19 protein-coding genes are annotated in these 20,543 nt (G+C 41.7%); 15 read left to right on the forward strand and 4 right to left on the reverse strand.

Features of this window, described 5'->3' with window-relative positions:
* The first annotated feature begins 50 nt into the window (after positions 1-50).
* The 13 genes from VF685_RS00260 to VF685_RS00320 all read left to right on the forward strand — a co-directional run bounded on the left by VF685_RS00260 (position 51) and on the right by VF685_RS00320 (position 14,084).
* On the forward strand, positions 51-812 hold the full coding sequence (locus VF685_RS00260; protein ID WP_440203501.1) for a hypothetical protein: 762 nt from the start codon (positions 51-53) through the stop codon (positions 810-812).
* Between the two features lie 6 nt (positions 813-818).
* The gene (locus VF685_RS00265; RefSeq protein WP_440203502.1) at positions 819-1,139 is read left to right on the forward strand and encodes a hypothetical protein; all 321 of its coding nucleotides are present in this window, start codon (positions 819-821) and stop codon (positions 1,137-1,139) included.
* Positions 1,140-1,165: 26 nt separating this feature from the next.
* On the forward strand, positions 1,166-1,402 hold the full coding sequence (locus VF685_RS00270; RefSeq protein ID WP_440203534.1) for a hypothetical protein: 237 nt from the start codon (positions 1,166-1,168) through the stop codon (positions 1,400-1,402).
* 74 nt (positions 1,403-1,476) lie between these two features.
* Positions 1,477-2,193 (forward strand): hypothetical protein, encoded by a 717-nt coding sequence (locus VF685_RS00275; RefSeq protein WP_077670459.1) that lies wholly within the window; start codon positions 1,477-1,479, stop codon positions 2,191-2,193.
* A 42-nt stretch (positions 2,194-2,235) separates the two neighbouring features.
* Positions 2,236-3,006 (forward strand): hypothetical protein, encoded by a 771-nt coding sequence (locus VF685_RS00280; RefSeq protein ID WP_440203503.1) that lies wholly within the window; start codon positions 2,236-2,238, stop codon positions 3,004-3,006.
* A 61-nt stretch (positions 3,007-3,067) separates the two neighbouring features.
* Positions 3,068-6,031 carry a phage tail protein gene (locus VF685_RS00285; protein WP_440203535.1) on the forward strand — a complete coding sequence of 988 codons (2,964 nt, stop codon included), beginning with the start codon at positions 3,068-3,070 and terminating at the stop codon, positions 6,029-6,031.
* Between the two features lie 11 nt (positions 6,032-6,042).
* Positions 6,043-6,696, forward strand: coding sequence for a DUF2460 domain-containing protein (locus VF685_RS00290; protein ID WP_440203504.1), 654 nt, complete (start codon positions 6,043-6,045; stop codon positions 6,694-6,696).
* On the forward strand, positions 6,693-7,550 hold the full coding sequence (locus VF685_RS00295) for a DUF2163 domain-containing protein (protein WP_440203505.1): 858 nt from the start codon (positions 6,693-6,695) through the stop codon (positions 7,548-7,550). The genes VF685_RS00290 and VF685_RS00295 overlap by 4 nt, the downstream gene beginning before the upstream one ends.
* 59 nt (positions 7,551-7,609) lie before the next feature.
* Complete coding sequence (locus tag VF685_RS00300; RefSeq protein ID WP_440203506.1) at positions 7,610-10,087, forward strand: hypothetical protein; 2,478 nt, start codon at positions 7,610-7,612, stop codon at positions 10,085-10,087.
* A gap of 3 nt (positions 10,088-10,090) precedes the next feature.
* Positions 10,091-10,510 (forward strand): C40 family peptidase, encoded by a 420-nt coding sequence (locus VF685_RS00305; RefSeq protein WP_440203507.1) that lies wholly within the window; start codon positions 10,091-10,093, stop codon positions 10,508-10,510.
* A gap of 1 nt (position 10,511) precedes the next feature.
* On the forward strand, positions 10,512-13,001 hold the full coding sequence (locus VF685_RS00310; RefSeq protein WP_440203508.1) for a phage tail protein: 2,490 nt from the start codon (positions 10,512-10,514) through the stop codon (positions 12,999-13,001).
* Positions 13,002-13,059: 58 nt separating this feature from the next.
* Complete coding sequence (locus VF685_RS00315; RefSeq protein ID WP_152342302.1) at positions 13,060-13,341, forward strand: holin; 282 nt, start codon at positions 13,060-13,062, stop codon at positions 13,339-13,341.
* Positions 13,338-14,084, forward strand: coding sequence for an N-acetylmuramoyl-L-alanine amidase (locus VF685_RS00320; protein ID WP_440203509.1), 747 nt, complete (start codon positions 13,338-13,340; stop codon positions 14,082-14,084). Before VF685_RS00315 ends, VF685_RS00320 begins: the two co-directional genes overlap by 4 nt.
* 71 nt (positions 14,085-14,155) lie before the next feature.
* On the opposite strand, the gene VF685_RS00325 is transcribed toward VF685_RS00320, so the two are convergent.
* From VF685_RS00325 to VF685_RS00340, 4 genes are all read right to left on the reverse strand, one after another.
* Positions 14,156-14,641, reverse strand: coding sequence for a hypothetical protein (locus VF685_RS00325; RefSeq protein WP_052209089.1), 486 nt, complete (start codon positions 14,639-14,641; stop codon positions 14,156-14,158).
* A complete protein-coding gene (locus tag VF685_RS00330) occupies positions 14,610-15,263 on the reverse strand; it encodes a hypothetical protein (protein WP_104487557.1) in 654 nt (217 codons plus the stop codon). The genes VF685_RS00325 and VF685_RS00330 overlap by 32 nt, the downstream gene beginning before the upstream one ends.
* Before the next feature lie 257 nt (positions 15,264-15,520).
* Positions 15,521-16,816 carry a Y-family DNA polymerase gene (locus VF685_RS00335; protein ID WP_440203510.1) on the reverse strand — a complete coding sequence of 432 codons (1,296 nt, stop codon included), beginning with the start codon at positions 16,814-16,816 and terminating at the stop codon, positions 15,521-15,523.
* Positions 16,813-17,370, reverse strand: coding sequence for a LexA family protein (locus VF685_RS00340; protein ID WP_440203511.1), 558 nt, complete (start codon positions 17,368-17,370; stop codon positions 16,813-16,815). The genes VF685_RS00335 and VF685_RS00340 overlap by 4 nt, the downstream gene beginning before the upstream one ends.
* A gap of 392 nt (positions 17,371-17,762) precedes the next feature.
* Between VF685_RS00340 and VF685_RS00345 the strand changes: the two genes are divergently transcribed.
* Both VF685_RS00345 and fumC read left to right on the forward strand, forming a co-directional pair.
* Positions 17,763-18,770: an SDR family NAD(P)-dependent oxidoreductase gene (locus tag VF685_RS00345; protein WP_104484100.1), complete on the forward strand. Its 1,008-nt coding sequence runs from the start codon at positions 17,763-17,765 to the stop codon at positions 18,768-18,770.
* A 135-nt stretch (positions 18,771-18,905) separates the two neighbouring features.
* Complete coding sequence (fumC, locus tag VF685_RS00350) at positions 18,906-20,300, forward strand: class II fumarate hydratase (RefSeq protein ID WP_286384889.1); 1,395 nt, start codon at positions 18,906-18,908, stop codon at positions 20,298-20,300.
* Positions 20,301-20,543: the final 243 nt, after the last annotated feature.

Raw genomic sequence — 20,543 nt, forward strand, 5'->3', positions numbered from 1 at the left:
AAATTCCATGACCGCCAATAAGGCGGTTTTCTCATTTTAAAGAGGTCGATATGGCTCAATATTTATTTGGTGCCGGCAAAATCTTTGCCACACCATTACAGGATGTGCACGGTAATCCCATCACCAACGGCACACCGGTAGAAGTCGGCGTACTGCAGTCAACGTCAGTTGATATCAGCTATGACTTAAAAGAACTCTATAGCCGTGGTCAGTTCGCCGTGGATGCCGCACGCGGTAAAGGTTCGATTAAGTGTAAAGCGACAATGGGTCGTATCAACGGCGCATTGTTGAATTCCATTTTCTTTGGTGGCGTGGTCACTGAAGGCGGTATTACTACAGTCGCACAAACCATCAATGGTGAAGTCGTTGCAGCGTCAGTAACGCCAGTAGTTCCGAATAGCGGTACATTCGTGAAAGATTTAGGTGTGACTGATGCTAAAGCTATCCCATTAAAGCGTGTAGCGAGTGCACCGGTTACAGGTCAATACAGTGTGGATGAAGCGACAGGTGTTTATACCTTTGCAGCAGCTGATGTGGGTAAAACGGTATTTATCAGCTTTAAATACTCAGCAACGGTGGCAGGTGCCAAGTCCGGTGTCGTAAGCAACTTGGATATGGGTTATACACCTGAATTCAGTGTTGATCTGATGCGTGATTACAAGGGTAAATTCTTTGGTATTGAATTCTTCCGCTGTGTCAGCAATAAACTTGCGTTCAGTTCAAAACAGGATGATTACGATCTACCTGAATTTGAATTCCAGCCAATGGCCGATGATTTAGGCCGTGTCTTCAAATGGTCTACTTCGGAGTAATACCAAATGCAATTTAACAAGGTCGAAAACCCACGTGGTAATCCGCTTAAAATTAATGGCCAAGTTTGGATTTTTGCGCCGTTGTCATTAGGTGCTGCTGAAAAGCTGATGCCAAAGCTGAAAAGCTTCGATCCAAGCGATTTCGCTTTGGTGGCAGATGTTGCGCATAGCTCATTGAAGCGTAACTATCCTGAAATTACCCGTGAATACATTGCTGATGAACTGCTTGATATTGGCCACGTGAACGCCGTATTTGAGACGGTCATGGGGGCTTCTGGTCTGGTTTATACAGGTGAAGACGAGCAGGCTACTGATTCGGGGGAATAGACTGGGAGGAGCTGTACACGCATTTGGTGCTAACTTTGGGCAAGGATTACGACTATGTGCGTAGTGAATTAGATTTCCCAAGAGTCAAAGCATTGAATGCGTATCACAAGCAGTGTCCTCCCAGCCATGTTGGTATTCAGCGTCTGTGTCGGATCCTTGAGGCATTTATGGGGATTGAAGACAGTACTGATTCAGATGATACGCAAAGTGATGATGAAGATGATCTGTTTGCGGATCTGCAGAACTTTCCTCAGGGTGGCTAAGGCTGCCCTGATTGATTTATATACTTGAGTTGGTTAAAGTTTGTGTGACTTATATAACAATCAACTGAGTTTTTATGAAAAATATTTTAATGGCAGGGGTAATTAGTCTTTTTTTAGTTGGATGTAGCAATCCAAAATCAGCTCAAATTCCTACAGATCCTGAAAAATGGGAAGAGCTAAAACCACAAATTGAAAAACTAAATGAAGAAGATAAAAAATTGCTTACTCAGTTCTTGATGCGTAAGGGAATGGGTGCAGCTTTTGGTGGAGATGGAATCGAACCTGGAACCACAGTTGGTGATGCTATTAAAGAACAACAAAAATGGCTTGAAGACAAAGATGCTAAGGAAAAAGCTCAGGCTGAATTAAAAGCAAAGATTGAAGCTGAAAATGCAGCTGTCAAAAAACAAATGGATGGAATTCTTACAGCAGCAATTGTTTCCAAGTCTGGGCATGCTCGTTATGAATATATTGATAAAATTACTGATATCGAATTCCAACTAGCTTTTGAAAATCATAGTGATAAAGATATTGCAGGATTTAAAGGGATAATATCTTTTAAAGATATGTTTGGTGACCCTATTAAAAATTTAACTCTTTCATACGATGATGGTGTTAAAGCGAAATCAATTGCCAAGTATGAAGGAAGTACGGACTATAACGAATTCATGGCAGAAGATACCAAGCTATTGAATACGGATTTAGATAAAATTAAATTTGAGTTTAAACCATCAGTTATAATGTTCACAGATGGAACTAAAATTGAATTAAAGCATTCAGAGCAAGATTAATTTCTATTTTTTAATTTACAAATTTTATTATCTGGAATAACCATGAAAAAAGTATTAGGGATAAGTTTCATTGCCTGTGCATTAACAGCTTGTGGTGGCGGTAGTGATGGTGATTCATACCATGGTGTAGACGATGGGGGAAAGGATCCAGTAGTTAATGCTGAAACTTTAGGGGTGTATACAGGTACTACAAACCAAGGTCAGGATGTAGTTGGATTGGTTGATAAAAATAAAAAGTTTTGGTTTTTATATACACCACCCTATAGAAGTGGTGTAACCGGATTTATTACTGGTAATTTTACGGTTTCAGGAAATACTGTGAAAGCAACTAATGGTAAAGATTTCTATTTTGGTGGCTCTACTATATATGACACAACCCTAAATGGAACAGTGGATGCTAAGAAAAGTTTAAATGGGACGATATCTTATTCGTCATCTAACCAAGTTTCTTTTAATACGGTTTATGATGCCCAGGCAAATAATACGAATGCGGATCTTTCTACTATTGCGGGAACCTATAGCGGTACATCGGCTATTGTGCAAGGCATTGAAGGTGCAGGTTTAACAATCTCAAATACTGGAGCTGTTTCGGGAACTGGTCAAAGTGGTTGTAATTATTCTGGTAGTGCTGTTGCTGTACCTGATGCGCCTTATTATTCAATCAATTTAGTTTTTGGTGGTTCACCTTGCTATTTAGCTAGACAAGAAGTTAAAGGTGTAGCTTATTATGATTTAGCAAACAAGACATTGTATGCAGTAGCTGAAACAAGCAGTCGACAGAATGCTGTTTTATATTTGGGTGTTAAACGCTAAGCATATCCATCAATTTCAAACCGCCTCAAGGCGGTTTTTTTATGCCTGCGAGATAGGAATCATGAGTAACAATCGAGTAGAAGTGCATGTCGGTGCGAAAACTTCCGACCTTAAAAAGGGCATGAATGATGCTGAAAAAATCGTTAGTGACGGCGCTAAACGGATTGAAGATACAGGGAATAAAGTTAAGTTTAAACTGGATTTCTCAAGCATTAAAACTGGTTTGGATGACATAACTAAGAATATCAATAATAGGTTTGAGGATATTGGCAAATCAATCTCAGGAAATCTGACTAAAAGCTTTGCTGCGATCGGAGTTGGTATAGCAGCTTCTGTTGGGACAGCGGCTATTGGATTGGCGTCATTAACGTCTGAAGTTGGTCGAGCATCTAAAGAATTGGAAATTCAAGCACGCTTGGCTAATACAACCACAAAAGAATTTCAAGAGTGGGCATTTGCTTCTAAATCAGTCATGGTTGAGCAAGACAAGCTATCTGACATCATGAAAGATGTGAATGATAAGTTTGGTGACTTCATGCAAACTGGTGGCGGAGAAATGGCTGATTTCTTCGAAAAAATTGCGCCAAAGGTAGGTGTAACCGCTAAAGAGTTTCAAGGTCTTACTGGTCCACAAATTCTTGAAAAGTATTATCAAACTTTAGAGAAAGCAAACGTATCCCAAGCTGAGATGACTTTCTACATGGAGTCAATCGCTAATGATGCAACGCTATTGGCTCCATTGCTTGAGAATAATGCAGAAAAGTTAAAGCAATATTCAAATCAAGCACATGAGCTTGGCTTGATTATGGATCAGGATGCAATTGCGAAGACTAAGGAATTCAATACTGCTTTAAGTACAATCCAGCAAACGAGCGACGGTGTATTCACAAGACTGGCAGCTCAAGCAGCACCAGCACTAACAAACCTAGCAAATGATTTCCTTAGTTTTGCATCAAGATCCAGAGAGGGTATTGATAGTGCAGTCACGGCGATAATCACAACATTCGAAAGCCTTCTCGATATTGTTCAAAGCCTGTTTAGTACAATCAGTGGGATTTGGAGTGATTTAACAGCCGATATCGGCGATGGAGCGATTCAACAAGTAGGGTTTATAGATCTAGTCGCTGGTGCGATGAATGGATTCGCAGCTGTAGCAGTTGGCCTAAAAGTTAGTATTGAAATTGCTTTTGCTGCTATTCGTGCGGTAGTAGCAACAGTATGCCAAGCCATCAATATCTCAGTGAACAGTGTAATGAATGTGTTTGGAGGATTCCGAGATACGATTCAATACGGTCTTGATGTTTTGTCTATCAAGTTCCAGACCTTTGGTAATGTTGTTAGCAATGTTTTGAACTTTAACTTCTCAGCTGCCAAAGCATCGTGGGAAAGTGGCCTATCGCAATTAGGGTCGATCACTGATCGCTATACAGGTCAAATGCAGTCGCGTCTAACCAATCTAAAAACAAGTTGGAATACTGGCGTAAGTAACACAGCCAATGCTTGGGGTGCAGCAGGTTCCGCTATTGTCAATTCCGCAACGACAGGTGGGCAAAGACTTCAAAATCTGTTCTTGAAAAATCCTACTGTAGTTGGCTCTGTGCCACTGCCTATACCATCACCAACATTCAACCCAAATAAAGGTATTGGCACAGGGGGCAAGGATTCTAAAGGGAGTTCAGCTAAATCAAAATCTGATGCCGATGCAAAGGCGAGAGAAAGAGCTGCAGAGCAAGCAGCTAAAGCACTTGCTGATATCCGATACAAGTTTGCGACAGAGGAAGAAAAGATTGCTCTGGATCTTAAGAAAGCTTTGTCTGATATCGAGAAATCAAAAGTCACAGATGCTGAGAAAGTAAAATTTAGAATCGTCGCTGAAAAAGAGGCAAGCGATAAAACAATTGCTTTGCGTGTTAAGGAATTTGAGGATATTAAAAAACTCAAAGAGCAACTCATTGAAAATGATCTACTCATTGCGCAGCGTTCCTATGAAATAGATAAAGCTAATATCCAAGCTGAATTTGATGCTAAAAAGATTTCAAATGTTCAAAAAGCACGGCTTGAAAAAGAGTTAGAAGACAAATTGCGTGAAATTAAACGCAGAGGGCTTGAAGATCGACTTGCACTTGAAAACCAAATGTCTGGTATCTCTGGTAAACAGGGTAATCAGAATCAGATTATGAACAATATTTCTGATTTGGATACTGATCGAAAGGTTTCCGATACCAAGCAAGTTGGAGTTCTTTCAGATGCAGAAATGAAAGACTTTGAGGATAAGTTTGGTGGCTTGACGTCAAGTATGTCCGGTCTATGGGACAAAGGCATTCAATCCATGATGAATGGAACACTGACTTGGAAAAATGCCATGAATGCCATTTTCACAGAACTGGCTGGGGCATTTATTCAAAGCATGATCACGGCGCCAATGAAAAAGTATGCCGCTAGTTTAGCCACTCGATTGGCTGTAAAGCTTGGATTCATCAAAACTGAAACTGCTGCTGAAGTTGCAGGTCAAGCCACACAGACTGGCGCTGTAGTTGCGGGTGAAACAGCAAAAACAACTGCTACAGGTGTGGGAGTGTTTGCTCGTATTGGTCTTAAGATCATGGAAACCATCAAGTCAGTAATGATGTCAGCTTGGGAGGCGATGGCTAAAACCATGGCTTCAATTCCGTTCCCGTTAAACATTGCATTAGGTGCAGCTGCTTTTGCGGGTGTGGCGGGTATTGTCAGTAAGGTCGCATCCGCTCGGGGTGGCTACGATATCCCATCTGGCGTAAATCCACTTACTCAATTGCATGAAGAGGAAATGGTCTTGCCTAAACAGCATGCCAATACGATCCGTGCTCTGGGTAAAAGCTTAACCTCCGATGGAGGAGTAGGTGGCAGTGGTGGAGGTTCATCGCAAACCTTTAACAATTTCACGATTCAAGCCTGGGATTCAAAAGACGTTCGCCGTTTTATGGAAAAGCATGGTCGTGAATTGGCTGGTGGTCTGAAAGGCTATAACCGTAATTTTGGTCGATAAGGGAGAAAATCGTGTCTGATGTATTGTTTCCTGATTTACCAGGACTGGAATGGGATCTTAGCAAGAAACCCATTTTCAATACAAAGATTATGGAATCAGTGAATGGCCGGGAGCTTCGAGCAAGTTACCAGGCCGTTCCTAAGTATGAAATATCTTTGTCATTTGGTTTTTTACGTGAATCGAAAGGGAAGAATGAATTACAGCAACTCGAAAGTTTTTTTCTAGAACGCCGTGGTGCATTCCATTCCTTTCTTTTTAAGATGCCTGACGATTGCGATTACACGTGTTCTTACAGTGGTGATGGAAGTACGACAAGTTTCCAACTGTATAAGCAGATGCATACTTCCGTGATTCCTTTGGCACATACAAAGGCTGAAACAGTTTTTGAAGTGGATCCAACGTTTTGGAATGAAAACGACAATCAGCAATTTTGGAGTGATAACGACGATGATCTTTTTTGGGATGACACAACTGCTCAAGTCACCAAGTCAGGCATGGTTACGCTTTCAAAGCCTTTGAAACAAGGTCATAAGTTTGAGGTGAAAGGAACGTATTACTATCGTTGTCGTTTCGCTGACGATGAACAGCAATACACCAACTTCATGAGCAAATTATGGAAAGCCAATAAAGTTGAAATGATTGGCTCATTGGGAAATAAGGTATGAGAACAGTATCTCCACAGCTCATTGCCATGTTAAATGAAGATCAATTTGTCATGGCAGATCTGTACACCATCACCACAGTGCAAGGCGAAGTCATACGTGCAACAAGTTATGATTTCAATCTAATCGTTGCAGGTAATACTTATTATTCAAGCGGTGAAATCATTAAGCGTGAAGGCGTTAGCTTATCGCTCGGGGTTGAAGTCGATAACTTGAATGTCACGATCTATGCGACTGATGATCACACGATTGGTGGGATTCCTATTATTAAGGCATTTCACAATGGCCAAATGGACGGCGCACGTTTCAAGCTTGAGCGCATTTTCTTAAGTCTTATTAATCCAACTAATACCAGTGCTGGAGCAGTGCTTCTATTTGAGGGTCGTTTGATTGAGCCTAAATTTGATCGCAATCGAATTGAAGTAAGTGTGGCGTCTGACCTAGATGATCTTGCCGTTCAGATGCCTCGTAACTTGTACCAGCCAAGCTGTAATAACACGCTGTTTGATAGTGCTTGTGCATTACGCCGTGAAAATTACATGGTGAATACAGTTATTGAGTCAGGGAGTACTACGGCACGAATCCTATGTAGTTTAAGCCAGCCACAAGGTTGGTTTACTCAGGGCGTGATTGAGTTTTCAGACGGTGGGAATGCTGGCTTAAAACGTACCGTGCGATTGCATGAATCAGGCGCTTTGCTGCTAACGTTGCCATTATTAGAAGCACCGCAATCAGGGCAGCGTATTAAAGTTTATCCAGGATGTGATAAGCGACTTGAAACTTGTATCAACCGTTTCAGCAATAAGGAACACTTCCGCGGTGCGCCTTATGTACCGGTACCTGAAACCGCCGTTTAACTAAATTTGTATTAATCCATACCCAGCCATTGAGCTGGTTTTTTTATGGGGTAAAGATTATGCCTATTCCATCACCAGCTGAATTTCGTGATAGAACGAAAAAACACTCTCAAGTGCGTGAGTTAATGGGTCAACTTGCTGAAAATGTAGCAGATAAAACTTGGGCTCAAAATGCTGTAAAAGGAGTTGAATCAAAAGTTTTTTCTAAAACAGGTAAAAATCTATTTAATAAAACAGAAATCGTAGCTGGTGAGCAATATTCACCAAGCGCACTTAAAATTATTGTTTCGTCTGTATATCGTCGCAGTGGATTTGTACCAGTTACAGCAGGAAAAACATATACGCTTTCTGGAAATCTTTCAGGCGCTGTCCAAATTGCTTGGTATGCAACTGCAGATAAGGCTGCTTCAGCGATCAGTAACTCGACTTCAAGAACTGCTGTTGCACCTACTGGTGCGAATTTCGCTGTTTTCAACATTACGAATACTGGTGCGCAAGACACGGCTTATGATTCGACCACACAATTTGAAGAAGGATCTCAGGCGACAGCTTATGAACCTTATAAGCCTCTAATTGATAAAAAAGTTGTGGATGGTTTAGAACAGGCTCTCGCTGAAACATTAACTGAAAATGATGTAATTGAGAAAGTTAGTTTCAATTTAATTGATCCATCCAAAGTAAATTTCACCAAACGCTATTCAACTGGAACTAAAAATTTTGTTAATGATACGCTTGGTATTGCTGCTTCAGATTGGATTCCTGTCATTGAGGGTGAGTGGTATACATTGAGTGGTGCTGGGAAATATGGTGATGTTTCTGGTACTGGTCAGGGCGGTTATTTTACTGCATATGGGAATCAGACTGCTGTTGAAAATATTAATTTTGTCGCACCGGTAGACAATAGTGGTCATGCTTTTAAAGTGCCAACTGGACTAGGCATTACGCATGTTGTAGTTAGCTTAAAAAAGCTTAATTCACAATCATCAGCTACATCTTTGAATGGTAATGTTCAGTTAGAAGTGGGTGAAATGGCAACGGCATTTCAGCCTTACAGCGCTAAACCTTTGATTAAAGCATCATTGTTACCTCAAACAAGTAGTGGTGGATCTAATACTTCTGTCCAAATTAATAATGCAGGTTGGTATAAATACGTAAAAGCGGATGGCGCACAGCTTTATCCAGACAAACTTCCGAAATTCAGAAAACATCATCTTTTAAAAGATAAAGATATTGTTGTTATTAATACCGGTACATCTTTAACAGCAAGAACGAGCGAACATAGCTCATTACGCTCTGATGGTCCTTTACGTCCTCCGATGATGCATTCAAATGCATTTTGCAGCCACGTTTGGGATGCGTTGAAATGGGATGGACAACAATACAGACGTTATGATTCTGGTTATTTCATTGAATCAGGTACGTTTGTAACAGCATCAAATCTATCTAATTGGGATGATGGTGCATATCGGGATGGTTTGACGCGTTACTCAGAGAGTGTAAATGCGTCGGTTCAATTTAAAGTGCCAATAGATGCCTGGCAATTTAATTTTATTTATAGAACAGACTCGATCGGATGTGAGGCTAAGGTCACTATTGCAGAAGGTACTGAAAAAATCCAAGTTTTTGATGAAACAACACAAGCTTGGATGGAAGCACACAACTATGTATTTACCATGGTTGAAGCAGATCCAATAGCTAGACCAGTAAACATTCCGAATCCTGTCACTGGTGCTCTCACTTCAGTTACGCTTTCAAGTAAGGGTAATACAACTTATCAAAAGCGTTTGAAAATGCGTTGCCGTGATAATGCGACATTAAACAGTCTTGCATCAGAGAAGAATGTAACAATTGCGAATACAGGTGCGGGTCGATTGATGTATTGGGGCGTTGAATGGTCGCCAAGACAATTCATGATTACATACATTAATGCTGCTCGTGGTTCCCATAATACAAGTGCAACTGGTGCTAGTGGATTGCCACGATTTCAAGATAATGAGATTTGGTCATTCAAACCTGATTTAATCTTATCGGAACTCGGTATTCATAATGATGGTGCAGCAGCAGCGGGTTCATATCCAGTTGGACAATGGGCTGGTTTGACGCATAACTACATCACGAATACTGACTATGAGCTATCTATGTTTAGTCGTGCATCTCATTTTGGATTAAATCCAGAATACGCTTTTTTCACAGCTTCGATAGCATGGAATTTTGGTGGCATAAATGAAGATGGCTCTCTGAAATATTCACTGCAAACTGCTTCAGTGAAAGGCCCAGTAAAAGCGATGTCTGCATTAGATAAATATCAAGAAGCAATTCAATTTTTGCGAGAGAATCACCCTGATATTGTGGCAATTGATGCCGCAAAGCGTTGGGTAGAAGCTTGTATTGCTATTTATGGAGACATGAAAACTGCAACACAGCATATTCAAGGCATTAATAATAAGTCAGGTCCCTATCTCACAAATGATAGTAGTCATTGGAATGATTTAGGAGCTCAAATTATGGCTAAGGCAGTAATTCCTTTGTTGGGGTAATCAATGTCAAGAAATCTCGAAGCCGTTAACGAAGCAATGACGTGGCTCGGCACACCTTATCATCACCAAGGCCGTGTTAAAGGTGTCGGTGTCGATTGTGCAACACTGCTTTGTGAAGTTTATGAAGCAGTGGGGCTTATTGATCATTATGATCCGCGTCCATATCCAGCCGATTGGCACATGCACCAGATGGGGCAGCGTTATTTAGAGCACATTCGAAAATTTTGTGATGAAGTAAACGAGCCACAACCTGGTGATATTGTTCTGTATCATTTTGGCAAGTGCATTAGTCATGGTGCAATTGTCATTGAATGGCCAACAATCATTCATTCATATATCCATCAGGGGGTCATCCTCCAGGATGGAACCAAAGGAAGTTTAGCCCGGCGAATTGCCGGGTTTTATCGTTTAAGAGGGTTATAAAATGGGTGGTGTTTTTGGTGGCGGTACAGTCAGCACATCTGACAAACGGATCAATTCAATGCGGATTCAGCAGTCAGCTTACGGTCTTTGTCAGCCTCTGGTTTACGGTAAAAACCGTGTTGCTGCCAATATGTTTTGGTATGGCGATTTTACAGCCACAGCCCATACAACAACGAAAAAACAAGGTGGTAAGGGTGGGGGTGTAAAAACCAAAAACACGACTTATACCTACAGCGCATCTTTCATGCTTGGGCTTTGTGAAAACAAAATCAAAGACATTGGTATTATCTGGCGTGATAAAGAACAGATTGTTCCTAAAACGGAAGGTGGTATCCAGCTCAAACCAATAGATCAGCTAGGCTTTGAATTGTTTGATGGAGATTATAATCCTGTATGGGGCTATCTCCCATCAAAGCATCCTGATCAGGCATTGCACTATCCATTTCTCGGTTATGTCGCATGTGCCAACTACGATCTGGGGGGGAGTGCCAGCTTATCGAATCACAATTTTGAAGTGATTAGCGATATTACCTTTTCAGAAACTATTCATGATGCCAATCCCGCTGATGTGATTGAAGATTTCATTACTAATCCTCGGTACGGTGCAGCACCTAGTCTGAATATGGCGGATTTATCTGAATTTCGAACGTATTGTGCTGCCACCAATTTGTTGATCAGTCCTGCTTTGACTGAACAGCGTGAAGCATTTGAAATCATCAATGAAATTGTGGAAGCAGTAAATTGTGCAGTGGTACCAAGTCCAGACGGCTTGAAAATCCGTTCATACGGTGATAGCGCAGTGACAGGAAATGGCGTGACATTTACGCCAAATCTTGAACCGGTTTATCACTTAACAGATGATGATTTTTTAGGTGAAGATCAGCCTGTGCGTGTGCGTCGAAGCCGTGATACCGATGCATATAACCATTGCCAAATTGAGTACGTGAATCGTTTTAACCAATACAATACTGAAACGGTTGAAGCCAAGGACCAAGCAAATATTGAAATGTTTGGGCTGCGTACACAAGATCCCGTTAAGTTTGACTTTTTCTGTGAGCCAAAAATTGCTCGCCACGCGGTGCAATTGCTATTACAGCGAAAACTCTATGTTCGAAATGAATATGAGTTTGAATTGGGGTGGAAGTACTGCCGTTTAGAGCCGATGGACATTGTGACGATCACAGATGAGTCTTTAGGCTTGAATCGTTTCCCTGTGCGGATCACGCGTGTAGAGGAAGATGAAGACGGAATGTTGTCTATTACAGCTGAAGAACTGGCTGTTGGATCTCGTTCTGCAGTTGAATATGATCTTCAATCATCTAATGGGTACCAAGGTGGAAATGAAGAACCAGGAAACGTGAATGCACCGAATATTTTTGAACCACCATTAGATTTGACTAGCGGTAAAAATCAGATTTGGGTAGCAGTATCTGGTGGAATTAATTGGGGCGGCTGTAATGTCTGGGTCAGCCTGGATAATACAACTTATGAAATGGTGGGTACGATTTATGGTTCTGCTCGATATGGTACCCTGGTTTCAGCGATTGATGCAGATGACACCTCGATGCAAGTCCAGTTGAATACTTCTAGCCAAATCTTTGGTGGCACTTTAGAAGATGCGGAAGTTGATGCAACACTATGTAAAGTTGGTGAAGAGTATATCAACTACGTGGAAGCAACCCTGGATGGATCTGGGCTGTATACATTAAGTGGCATGTTGCGCGGTCGGTTTGATGATGCAAGTATGCATAATGCTGGTGAATCATTTGTTCGTATAGATCGTGCTGTTTTTAATCATGATTATAATTCCAGCATGATCGGGAAGCAGATTTATCTAAAATTCACAAGCTTCAATGGTCTTGAGCAGAAAGAAGAAACACTGGATGAAGTAACTGCATATAGCTATACCATTAACGGTGGACGTCCAGCTGGTGTCAAAGGTTTATCCCTTCAGTCTGCATTTGAAGGGACAAGCTTCAAGGTCCAATGGCAAAGCACAGCAGGTGCCACGGGTTATGTCGTGCAGATATTGTCAGGCGGTGTATTGCTGCGTGAAGTTGAGACTACTAATACTGATTATAGTTACAGTATGGAAGAGGCTAAAATTGACGGCATCCAGCGTGCATATACTGTTCGTGTTGCAAGTAAAAACGGCTCGATTGTCAGTACTTTTGCTGAATTAAATATCAGTAATCCAGTGCCGCCACAGCTGCTGAACGTGTATACATCCGCAACAGCAAACTCGATCACAGTGACTTGGATACCAAGTGAAGTGCCGGATCTTAAAGATTACCAGGTATGGATCAGCACCAATGCAAACTTTGATCCTGATACAACGGCAGCACGTTGGACGGGTACCGAAAATGCTTGCACGATTACTGGCTTGCAATCAACGACCACATATTATGTGCGTGTTGCTGCGCGGGACGTGTGGAAGCCGACCTCGTGGAATTATTCATCAAGGATTACACAGGCAACTGCTGATAGTTAAAATTTTCAACCATAAAGCACCTTCGGGTGCTTTTTTATTGCCAAAAATAGGGGGAATCATGCAGGAGCATGAAAAGAATTTAATGCTGCTTATCGTAATCGGGGCAGCGATTGGCTTTGCCAAACTACTGGTTTCAGATGAAAAACTAACATGGCGCTTGATCATTGGCCGCACAATCCTGGGTGCAGCGACATCAACAATTTCAGGCGCGATTATTCTGCAGGTTCCTGACATCAATCCACTTGCCCTGATTGCCATTGCATCTGCACTTGGCATCTTGGGCAGCACATTTATTGAAAACTGGCTTAAATCACAAACCACTAAATGGAGTATCAAATGAAATTCATTGAACAAAGTGCCTTTAAGTACCTCTCCGTAAAGCTCCCATACCTGGGGGCTTTTTTAATGCTTTTAGTTCTCGTTTTGCAGTGGGCTTTAGACTTTGAGCTGATTCCACAACAGTATGCGCCATTTATCGTAGCTACAGTGCTGCCGATTTTAAGTCACATCGGCAAGAAGATTTATCAGCCCGCACTGCACACCAGCCCGCTTGGCTTCGTCACCGTCACCGCTGGCCACAGCAATAAGGACCCGGGTGCAGTAAATGGGAAGATTAAAGAATCGGAGCTTGTGACCAACTTCCGCAATGCAGTGGCTTATTATTTGCACGAGGCTGGCGTAACTACACTTACAGATGGAAGCGGCTCCAAAAATGATCCGTTGTCGGCAGCACTAAAGCTCATTAAAGGCTCAACTGTAGCAGTTGAATTTCACATGAATGCTGCAGCGTCAAAGCAGGCAAACGGTATTGAGACCATCTCATTGCCGCAAGATAAACAGTTGGCCCAAAACTTATCCAAGGCCGTGGCAAATGCTTTGGGTAGCCGTTTGCGTGGTGATAAAGGCTGGATTGACCAAAGCAAATCAGCACGTGGCCGGCTGGCATACGTCAATGCTGGTGGCTTGATTGTAGAGCTAGGCTTTATCTCGAATGAAGCAGAATTGGCAGCGTTTCAAGCGCGTTATTGGGTTGCTGCAAAAGCCGTGGCCAAAGTGCTGATTGATTATGAAAAGTGCAAGTAAGATTTTACTGCTGTGCAACCTTGGGGTTCACAGCTTTTTTAAAACTTTAATATAATGCTTGGCTTGAAAAATTAATCTTTATTGCATTTAGTGTCTTGGCCTAAAGCACGTAGTCTATCTCGCTCCAAACGCTTTTGAAGTAAATTTTGATTGGCTTTTTCTGTTAATAGCTGAGCTTTCATCAAATGAAGAGTAAGCTTAGAATTGTTAGCATCAGATGGCGTGATAGTTGTTTTAAACAAATAGGTGCCATAAGGTGCTTTACCAAAAAAAATGGCAAGATTTTTTTCCCGATCTAAATTTGCATCAACTAATACATATGAATTCGCAGTTTTTACCTGCTCACATCTTAAATACGCTTGCTTTAAATTCGCATAAGCATCTACATATCCCAATGGAACATCTATTGACCCACCTTTGCCAATTGACTTAGAGATTAATTCACTTTCAGAAGTCGGCAAGATCATTTTTACACAGCCCTGTAATAGGACTAAGGATGCCAATAATCCGAAAGTAGCTGTTTCTTTAATATACTTTGACACTTTTGAGATTTGCATGCTCAACACCTTCAACAATTCGTTTTTTAATTACAATAGAGTCTGGATCGTTTGATTTAAATCTTGAATCCACTTCATATTCAGCAATAAATACTCTTGGCTTGCTGCCTGGAATACGATCAACACCAATCACATAATCTTTATTTTCTTCCAAGGTTATATTTTTAATTTCAGTGAAATAACTATGGTTACCTATTCCGCTAACAAAAACAATGTCATGTTGACCAACCGGTAGTTTTAATTTTGCTTGCGAGTAATCAAATCGAGTCATTGTGGTAGAAGGGCTGATGATTGAATTCTCAACAAATCTTACGCGTTTTCCATCAAAGGTATAAACGGTATATGGGTACGCACTAAGGGAGCCAGAACCCTGAAAAAATGTATAAGGAATAGTTTTTATCGTTGCATATTTTTGCTCTTGGCTAACGAGTTGATTTGTATATGCCGTCAACTTTTCAGAGGTGGGTGCATTCGATGGAGTATTTAAATAACGCGCTTCTTTAGGAATATACAGTGGTAGCATAGAAACAGATTTTTTATCATCTGCAGTTTCTACAACCTGACATCCAGTTAAAAATCCCAATATCCCTAATAGTAAAAAATTTTTTATATTCATTGCCATATATTCAAATCTGATGATAATTTCGTAAATGCAATATACTCATAAAGTATTAATACTCAAATAAATTTACTGTATATTCCATATTTTTTTAAACTAACTGGCTGTAATTTAAGTAAAAGTAGGTTTATTTAAGTTTTTTAACGCTGTGCATGCTATCAGGCTGCACAGCTCATTCGATCTCGACAAAAGCTCACGTTACGGTATGCGTGCAGTGTATGAATTGAAAGCCCTCTGGTGAGGGCCTTGTTATCAAACTGCTACTCGATTCCCAACATTCCTTCCCAGCTGAAATAATTCTGGGTTAAGTTTTGGCGTGACATTGCCCAGGCACGACCATGCATCTTACAAGGGCCAATGGCAAGTTTCTTATCTCCGAATCTTGCTTTTACTTTTTCCAAGGCTTCTTGCAGGCTTTCATTTTTCTCTATTTGTGTACTATCAGATAGCAGGTCATATATGTATGTCGACTTCGGTTCGATAGCAGTCAAGATGACTCCGCATTTCTTAAACTCAATACCTTCTTGAAATAACTCATTTATTCTTTTCATTACCGCTCGATTCATCACTGCAGCAGAGTCGGTTGGCTCGGGAAAACCAATGCTAATCGACTTGGTGTAGAATGGTCTTTTGTTATCAAAAGGATTGGACTGAGCAAAGGCAATTACGCAACCGCAAAGCGACTCATCTTCTCTTAGCCGCTTAACAGCGTTCTGCAGGTAATCACTCATTGCTTCAGATAGAGATTCAATATCAGTCACACGCGCACCAAATGAGCGTGATGAAATGATCTGCTTTTTAGTTGCCGGTGCGGACTCAATCTCAATACAAGAAATGCCCTGTAGCTCCATGACAGTCCTCTGCATGACTACTGAGAATAGCTTTCGCATTTGATGCGGATTGGAAGTGGCTAAATCAAGAACAGTATTAATACCTAAGCCTTTTAACTTCTTACTATGCTGACGACCAACACCCCAAACCTCAGAAACATCAATTAGACTAAAAAAGTAATCTCTGTGTCGAGGATCAATATCTACAAGGTTACAGACACCGTTAAAACGCTTTGCTTTCTTTGCCATGTGATTTGCAATTTTAGCTTCTGTCTTAGATCGACCAATACCTACGCACACCGGCAATCCAATCCATTGCAAGATTCTCTGGCGCATATCTTGCGCATATTCAACCAAGTCATAATTTTTAGAATAGGCAGTAAGCCTCAAAAAGCACTCATCAATTGAATAAACCTCTTGTTCTCCCGGGCCCACAAAATCAGAAAGGATGGAGTGAAACCGTCGGCTCATCTCTGCATATAGAGCGTAGTTGCTGGAAAGTACCTGAACATTATGTTTTTCAACAATATCCCGGATCTGGAATAGGGGAACACCCATCTTGATGCCAAGATCTTTTGCTTCTTGCGAGCGCGCAACCGCACATCCATCATTGTTTGAGAGAACAATAACCGGAACATCTTTGAGCTTAGGGTTGAACAGGCGCTCACAGCTCACATAGCAGTTATTTACATCAATGAGCGCGTATATTTCACTTGTATAACTCATCTGAATTTTTTGATTACATTTGTGACCACACCCCAGATTTCAAATTGCTGACCTTCCTGGGGGTGAATATCTGGGTAACCCTCATTCTCTGCCTTTAACCAGCATCCTTTCACATCAACAATGAGCCGCTTCACAGTAAACTCATTGTCTACACAGGCAATAACAATATCTCTATGCTGCGCCTCAATGCTTCTATCTACAATTAAAGCGTCATTAATATCAATCCCTGCATTCAGCATGGATAGAGAATTGGCACGTACGATAAATGTGGCATTGGCGTTATTGATTAGGAACTCATTAAGATCGAGTTTCTTATCAATATAATCTTGAGCAGGCGAGGGGAATCCAGCTTGCACACGTTCGGTAGCCAAGGGGATTTCTATCTTTGTGACTGGGTCGAACTGATGGATATCAGTGATTTCATTTTCTTTTTTTAGAGATTTTAAGTATTCTTTGATATCAAGGATTTTTGATTCAGGTACTCGAATCACTTTCGTTTCTTCAGACTTTTTTCGACCGGCCCCAGCACGAAAGCCCCCATGAGTATTGCTCATAAAATTACTACCTCTTGATTTTTGTTACATTAATCAAGATTGTAGAGATTCAGGGTAATGTCTACAAATAAAATAAATCCTTTAAAATCAATAATACGTCACATGATGACGTTGAAGTTTGATTTTTCTGATAAACGGTAGGCATGTGGATTGACTTTTTATAGAGCCCTCTAAGTGAGGGCTTAATTCACTGTCATGAATTCCATACATTACATAACAATCAACTTTTGTTCGACCTGTAAAATAAAATATACTTATTGAGCAGATTGGCCGGCTCAGAAGAAATTTTGAGTCGGTTTTTACGTTTTTAATCCTGTGGATAAGTCGGATAAAACACCAAATTAACACCATAAAAATATAAACTACTGATTCTAAAGTGGAGTTGATAAACAATGATTTTAGTGACTGGTGGTTTAGGCTTTATAGGCTCGCATATTGCATTAAGTCTGATGGCTCAAGGGCAAGAAGTCATTATTGTCGACAATTTATCCAATGCCAATTTACAAACCTTAGAACGACTTGAATATATTTCGGGCATGTATGTGCCTTTTGCCAAAATTGATATTCGTAACACCCCAGCCTTAAATAAAGTCTTTGAACAGTATTCGGTCGATGCAGTGGTGCATACGGCCAGCTTTAAATCGCTGGAAGAATCGGTCCTGAAACCGCTTGAATATTATAATGATAATGTCAGCTGTATCATGAGTCTGCTGCGTGCCATGCAGCGTACCGGGGTACGTGTGCTGGTGCATTTATCCAGCTTAACCGTGTATGGCCAATCTAGCCTGCAACTGAAAGAAGATCTGCCATTTCAGTATGCCTATCCGAATCCGTATATCAAATCTCAGCAGATGGCTGAGGAAATTATTCAGGATACTTTTAAAACCGACAATGAATGGAAAATTGCCTTATTGCGCTTGGGCAATATTGCTGGTGCCTTTGAACATGGGGTACTGGGTGAGATGGTACCGCCACTGCCAAAAAATATTGTACCCCTGGCGATGCAGGTCGGGGCGCGGCAACGCGAATTTATCGAGCTGCGCAAGCAGGCCCAAACTGAAGACAAGACTGTAGAGCGTAGTTTCCTGCATGTACTGGATTGTTGTGAGGCCGTATCTTTAACCCTGCAATGGCTATTCCAGCAACAGCATGTTTGTGAAGCCTTTAATATTGCCGGCGAGGCGATTTCGATCCAGCAACTGTTAAATGAAATTTCGAGCGTCACCGGCACTGAAATTAAAACGGTCGATGCTGATGTATATCCCTATGCCGAACTGGATCAGGTCGCGGCCGATATTAGTAAAGCTAAAGAGGTACTAGGCTGGCAACCGAAACGCTCGATTCAGCAGATGCTAGAAGATGAATGGCGCTTTTATCAGCATACCTTACGCGGGCAATGATATATCTAAATATGATAATAATTATCATTTACAATTTTATCCGCCTGACCTAAGATGACTATATTCGCCATAGCCGCTGCCTCAGGGCAGCGTTATAACAGCATTGAGAACAGTAAGAATAGATAGAGGTTGAGTATGCAAACACGTATCGAACACGACACCATGGGCGAAGTTGAAGTCCCGAGTGAGGCCATGTGGGGTGCACAGACTCAGCGCAGCTTACAGAATTTTAAAATCGGGCAGGAACGTTTGCCTCGTCCCATGATTCGCGCTATGGGCTTGGTAAAAAAAGCCGCGGCCATCACCAATGCTGAACTGAACCAGATTCCTCAAGAGCTATCGCATTATATTGTTGATGCAGCTGAAGAAGTGATTGAAGGTAAATGGGATAGCCAGTTTCCGCTAGTGGTGTGGCAGACCGGTTCGGGCACGCAAAGCAATATGAACTGTAATGAAGTGATTGCCAATATTGCCAACCAGAAACTGGGCAATCCGCTGGGCGCACAAAAGCCGGTCCATCCGAATGATCATGTGAACCGCGCACAATCAACCAACGATTCTTTCCCGACCGCGATTCATGTGGCTGCCAGTTTACAGATCAATGAACTCTTAATTCCGGCAGTGACCCGTTTAAGAGATACCTTGCAGGCCAAAAGCGATGCCTTTGCCGATATTGTGAAAATTGGCCGTACCCATTTACAGGACGCAACGCCTTTAACCCTAGGGCAGGAATTTAGCGGCTATGTCTCGCAGCTCGATCATGGTTTGAAACGTTTGCATCAGGCCCTGGACGGTTTATATGAACTGCCGTTGGGTGGCACCGCCGTAGGAACCGGTTTAAATGCCCATCCGGACTATGCTGAAAAAGCCGCACAGCAACTGGCCAGCCTGACCGGTTTGGCTTTCGTTAGTGCGCCGAACAAGTTTGAAGCTCTGGCTGGACGTGATGCTGCAGTATTTGCTTCCGGTGCCTTAAAAACTCTGGCCGTGAGCTTAAATAAAATTGCCAATGACATACGCTGGCTGGCCAGTGGGCCGCGCTGTGGTTTTGGTGAAATCTGCATTCCGGAAAATGAACCGGGTTCAAGCATTATGCCGGGCAAGGTCAATCCGACCCAGAGTGAAGCCATGACCATGGTGGTGGCGCAAGTGCTGGGTAATGATACGACAATTAATGTGGCTGGGGCTTCAGGGAATTTCGAGCTAAACGTATTTATGCCAGTGATTGCCTATAACCTGTTACAGTCGATTCAGTTATTGGGAGATGCCTGCAACAGCTTTAACGATCACTGCGCTGTCGGAATTGAGCCGAACCGTGACAAGATTGATCATTTCCTGCATAACTCGTTGATGTTGGTGACGGCACTGAATCCGATAATTGGTTATGAAAATGCCGCCAAAGTCGCGAAAACGGCCTATAAAGAAGGGAAAACCTTAAAACAGGTGGCGGTGGAGCTGAATCTGGTCACTGCTGAACAGTTTGATGACGTGGTACGACCAGAAAATATGGTTTCACCGAATGCGAAATAAGTGTTGCATCTACCGGGATGGAATATGAGCAGCCATCCCGGTGGGCTAAAAAATCTTGCTTCATCACAACTATTTCTCCATCAGAACCTGTGCATGAAAGTGCAAAGTACCTATAAAAGAAAACCCAACATATGGATTGCTATATGCTGGGTTAGTTTGCGCTACTTAGTTATTACAGGCCATCTTCTCGTTTTTAATGACCTTGACTGCATCATAAGCCCTGAATGTGACAATAAAAAGAAG

Origin of the sequence: Acinetobacter sp. Brlt_5, from assembly GCF_051949055.1 — a bacterium.
Taxonomy (GTDB): domain Bacteria; phylum Pseudomonadota; class Gammaproteobacteria; order Pseudomonadales; family Moraxellaceae; genus Acinetobacter; species Acinetobacter indicus.

What these genes read in the sequence shown, in the direction of transcription:
- VF685_RS00260 (WP_440203501.1), top strand. Translation starts at nt 51, where the DNA reads ATGGCTCAATATTTATTTGGTGCCGGCAAAATCTTTGCCACACCATTA.
- VF685_RS00265 (WP_440203502.1), top strand. Translation starts at nt 819, where the DNA reads ATGCAATTTAACAAGGTCGAAAACCCACGTGGTAATCCGCTTAAAATT.
- VF685_RS00275 (WP_077670459.1), top strand. Translation starts at nt 1,477, where the DNA reads ATGAAAAATATTTTAATGGCAGGGGTAATTAGTCTTTTTTTAGTTGGA.
- VF685_RS00280 (WP_440203503.1), top strand. Translation starts at nt 2,236, where the DNA reads ATGAAAAAAGTATTAGGGATAAGTTTCATTGCCTGTGCATTAACAGCT.
- VF685_RS00285 (WP_440203535.1), top strand. Translation starts at nt 3,068, where the DNA reads ATGAGTAACAATCGAGTAGAAGTGCATGTCGGTGCGAAAACTTCCGAC.
- VF685_RS00295 (WP_440203505.1), top strand. Translation starts at nt 6,693, where the DNA reads ATGAGAACAGTATCTCCACAGCTCATTGCCATGTTAAATGAAGATCAA.
- VF685_RS00300 (WP_440203506.1), top strand. Translation starts at nt 7,610, where the DNA reads ATGCCTATTCCATCACCAGCTGAATTTCGTGATAGAACGAAAAAACAC.
- VF685_RS00305 (WP_440203507.1), top strand. Translation starts at nt 10,091, where the DNA reads ATGTCAAGAAATCTCGAAGCCGTTAACGAAGCAATGACGTGGCTCGGC.
- VF685_RS00310 (WP_440203508.1), top strand. Translation starts at nt 10,512, where the DNA reads ATGGGTGGTGTTTTTGGTGGCGGTACAGTCAGCACATCTGACAAACGG.
- VF685_RS00315 (WP_152342302.1), top strand. Translation starts at nt 13,060, where the DNA reads ATGCAGGAGCATGAAAAGAATTTAATGCTGCTTATCGTAATCGGGGCA.
- VF685_RS00320 (WP_440203509.1), top strand. Translation starts at nt 13,338, where the DNA reads ATGAAATTCATTGAACAAAGTGCCTTTAAGTACCTCTCCGTAAAGCTC.
- VF685_RS00325 (WP_052209089.1), bottom strand. Translation starts at nt 14,641, where the DNA reads ATGCAAATCTCAAAAGTGTCAAAGTATATTAAAGAAACAGCTACTTTC.
- VF685_RS00330 (WP_104487557.1), bottom strand. Translation starts at nt 15,263, where the DNA reads ATGGCAATGAATATAAAAAATTTTTTACTATTAGGGATATTGGGATTT.
- VF685_RS00335 (WP_440203510.1), bottom strand. Translation starts at nt 16,816, where the DNA reads ATGAGTTATACAAGTGAAATATACGCGCTCATTGATGTAAATAACTGC.
- VF685_RS00340 (WP_440203511.1), bottom strand. Translation starts at nt 17,370, where the DNA reads ATGAGCAATACTCATGGGGGCTTTCGTGCTGGGGCCGGTCGAAAAAAG.
- VF685_RS00345 (WP_104484100.1), top strand. Translation starts at nt 17,763, where the DNA reads ATGATTTTAGTGACTGGTGGTTTAGGCTTTATAGGCTCGCATATTGCA.
- fumC (WP_286384889.1), top strand. Translation starts at nt 18,906, where the DNA reads ATGCAAACACGTATCGAACACGACACCATGGGCGAAGTTGAAGTCCCG.